Source organism: Streptomyces sp. SD31 (assembly GCF_052068475.1).
Classification (GTDB): Bacteria; Actinomycetota; Actinomycetes; order Streptomycetales; family Streptomycetaceae; genus Streptomyces.
In genome coordinates this window covers 1-3,898 of the sequence record NZ_JBQHCX010000045.1, presented here as the reverse complement: position 1 = coordinate 3,898, position 3,898 = coordinate 1, and the positions used below count along the sequence as shown (strand labels likewise).

1 protein-coding gene is annotated in these 3,898 nt (G+C 73.0%); it reads left to right on the top strand.

What is annotated here, in order from left to right; genetic code table 11:
- A partial coding sequence (locus ACTMVF_RS42330) for an amino acid adenylation domain-containing protein (RefSeq protein ID WP_441276419.1) occupies positions 1-3,898 on the top strand: 3,898 nt, incomplete at both ends.

The window sequence follows — 3,898 nt, the reverse complement described above, 5'->3', positions numbered from 1 at the left end:
CGGTTGCGTGAGCACCCGGCCGTCAAGGACGCCGTGGTCGTCGCCCGCGAGAGCCAGCCCGGGGAGAAGTCCCTGGTGGCGTACGTCGTCGGTGGGGCGGACGCGGCGGCGCTCCGTGAGCATCTCGCGCCGGTCCTGCCGGACTACATGGTCCCGGCGGCGTATGTGACCATCGACGCGATCCCGCTCACCACCAACGGCAAGCTCGACCACCGTGCCCTGCCCGCCCCGGACCAGGCCGCCTACACCGGCGGCCGGCACGTCGCTCCCCGTACGCCTGCCGAGGAGCGGCTGGTCGCGGTGTGGCGTGAGATCCTCGATGTGGCCGAAGTCGGCGTCGAGGACAGCTTCTTCGAGGTCGGCGGCGACTCCATCCGTGCCGTCCGGCTCGTGGGCGCGCTGCGGGCCGCCGGGTACGACATCGACGTACGGGAGATCTTCGAGCACCGGACGATCGCCGCGCTGGCCGCCCGGCTGTCCGGGCAGGGCGGGGGCGCCTCGCTGATCCGTGCCGTGGAGCCGTTCGCGCTGATCGGCGACGAGGACCGGGCCGCCCTGCCGGCGGACGTGGTGGACGCGTACCCGCTGTCGCAGATCCAGACCGGCATGCTCGTCGAGATGCTCCGGGCCGGTGAACTGCACACGTACCACAACCTGACGTCCTTCCGGATCCCCGACCAGCACCCGTTCTCGGCGCAGGCCTTCCGGGCCGCCGTGGACACCGTCGTCGCCCGCCACGACATCCTGCGTACGTCGATGCATCTGGACGGCTACTCCCAGCCGCTGCAGCTCGTCCACGCCACGGCCGTCCTGCCCGTGACGGTGCACGACTGGCGGGGTCTGGACGCTGCCGAACAGCGGCGGCTCGGGCGGGCGTACGCGGACGAGGACCGTGCCGCCGGCTTCGACCTGGACTCCGCGCCACTGCTGCGGATCGGTGTCCAGCTGGAGTCGGACACCGCCTGGCGGCTGACGCTGAGCCACTGCCACGCGGCGACCGAGGGCTGGAGCTACCACTCCCTGCTGATGGAGATCCTCGACTGCTACCGCGACCTGCGGGACGGCCGTGAGCCGGCCGCTTTCGAGGCTCCCGCCGTGCGGTACGCCGACTTCGTCGCCGCCGAACTCGCCTCCCTGGCCGGCGAGGACGACCGCGCCTTCTGGCAGGACGTGGTGCGCGGGCACGCCCCGCTGACACTGCCCGACACCTGGGCCGACGAGGACGGCGGCGCCGTCGACCACCACCGGGTGTACGTGCCCTTCGCCGACCTGGCTGAGGGCCTGGGACGGCTGGCCGCGCGGGCGCGCACGTCGCTGAAGAGTGTGCTGTTGGCGGCGCATCTGAAGGTGCTGTCGACGGTGACGACGGAGGACGCCTTCCACACGGGTGTCGTCTACCACGGCCGTCTGGAGGCCCCGGATGCCGAACGGGTGCTCGGCATGCACCTCAACACCCTTCCCTTCCCCGCCGATCGACCCTCCGGGACGTGGCGTGAGCTGGTGGAGCGGGTCTACGCCCGGGAGACCGACATTTGGGCGCACCGCCGCTACCCGCTGCCCGCCATCCAGCGCGACACCGGCGAGGCCCAGCGGCTGATCTCCGTGCTCTTCGAACACCAGAACTTCCACCAGGTCGACCGCGACGCCGTGGACATGGACGCCGGCCTGAACTCGTCGCCGAACGAGTTCGCGCTGAGCGTGGTCTCGGCCGACGGCCGGTTCAATCTCGGCACCTCCACCGACGTGCTCGGCCGGGACGCGCTGCGCCGCCTCGGCGACCTGTACCGGCGGGTCCTGGAGGCGATGGCCGCCGACCCGGACGGGGACGCCACCGTGGTGCCCCTCCCGCAGGACGAACTGACCCGGCTGCTCGTCGACTGGAACACCGCCGACGAACAGCCGGTCGAGCCGAGCGTGCACGAGGCGTTCGCCGCGCAAGCCGCCCGTACACCCGACCGCACCGCTGTGACCTGCGGCGACCGCCATCTGACGTACGCCGAACTGGACGCGCGCGCCAACCGGCTCGCGCACCGGCTGCGTGACCTCGGCGCCGGCCGCGGCACCGTCGTCGCCGTCCTCCTGGACCGCGACCTCGACCTGATGCCGACCCTGCTCGGCGTCCTGAAGTCGGGCGCCGCCTATGTGCCGCTCGACCCGCACAACCCCGACGACCGCCTCGTCCACATCCTGACCGACGCGCGGGCCGGCATCCTGGTCAGCGCGAGCGGCCACGCGGACCGGGTGACGGACGCCTTCGAGGGCGACCTGGTCCTCGTCGGCACCGGGGACGCGGACGGCACGGAGCACGTGGGCGACACCGGGCACGCGGACGGCACCGGGCACGCCGCCGACGGCGAACCCTTCGGCACCTGGCCGGCCACCGCGCCCGAGTGCCCGACCGGCCCCGACGACCTCGCCTACGTGATCTACACGTCCGGGTCGACCGGCACGCCCAAGGGTGTGGGCGTCAGCCACACCAACGTGCTGCGGCTGTTCCGCGCGACCCGTGAGCAGTTCGCGTTCGGCGACACCGACGTGGTGACACAGGCTCACTCGCACGCGTTCGACGTGTCCGTCTGGGAGATGTGGAGCGCCCTGCTGCACGGCGGCCGCATGGTCGTCGTCCCCACGGAGGTCAGCCGCTCACCGGAGGAGTTCCTCGACCTGCTCGTCGCGGAACAGGTCACGGTGCTGCTGCAGACCCCGACGGCGTTCCGCGCACTCAGCGCGCCCGCCGGTGACGGCGACCCCCGCTTCGACCGGCTCGCCCTACGCCTGGTCGGCTTCGGCGGCGAGAAGCTGGAGACGGCCGAACTGCGGCCGTGGGTGGACCGGATGGGCCTGGACGCGCCGGTCCTGGTCAACCTCTACGGCCCGACCGAGACCACGATGCACGCCTGCTACCACCGCATCGGCGCCGACGACCTCGCCCACCCGGGCCGGAGCGTCATCGGGCACCCCCTCTCCGACCTGCGCGCCCATGTCCTGGACCCGCACGGTCGTCTCGTGCCCGTCGGCGTGCCCGGCGAGCTGTACGTCGGCGGCCCCGGCGTCGCCCGCGGCTACCTCGGCCGGCCCGCGCTGACCGCGGAACGCTTCGTGCCCGACCCGTTCGGGCCCGCGGGCTCGCGGCTGTACCGCACCGGCGACCTGGGCCGCCGCCTGCCCGACGGCTGCCTGGACTTCCTCGGCCGGATCGACAGCCAGGTCAAGGTCCGCGGCTACCGCATCGAACTCGGCGAGATCGAGGCCCGCCTGCGCGAGCACCCGGCGGTGCGGGACGCCGTCGTGACCCTCACCGAGTCCGTCCCCGGCCACAAGGCCCTCACCGGCTACGTCGTCCCGGCCGGCCCGGCGCCGAGCGCCGCGGAACTCCGCGACCGCCTCGCGTCCGTCCTGCCGGACTACATGGTCCCGGCGGCCTTCGTCACCATCGACGCCGTCCCCCTGACCACCAACGGCAAGCTCGACCACCGTGCCCTGCCCCTCCCCGACCGCGACGCCTTCGCCACGGCTCTCCGGGTGGCCCCGCGGACCCCGGTCGAGGAGCGGCTGGCGGCGGTGTGGGCCGACGTCCTGGACCTGGCCGAAGTCGGTGTCGAGGACAGCTTCTTCGAGGTCGGCGGCGACTCCATCCGTGCCGTTCGGCTCGTGGGCGGCCTGCGGGCCGCGGGTTACGACGTCGAGGTGCGGGAGGTGTTCGAGTACCGGACGGTCGCCGCTCTCGCTGCTCTGGTCGGGGGGCGGTCGGCTGCCGAGGTGACGGCGGCGGTGGAGCCGTTCGCGCTGATCTCGGACGAGGACCGTTCGCTGCTTCCGGTGGGTGCGGTGGATGCGTATCCGCTGTCGCAGGTCCAGACGGGCATGGTTGTGGAGATGCTGGCCGCGCGGGGTGAGG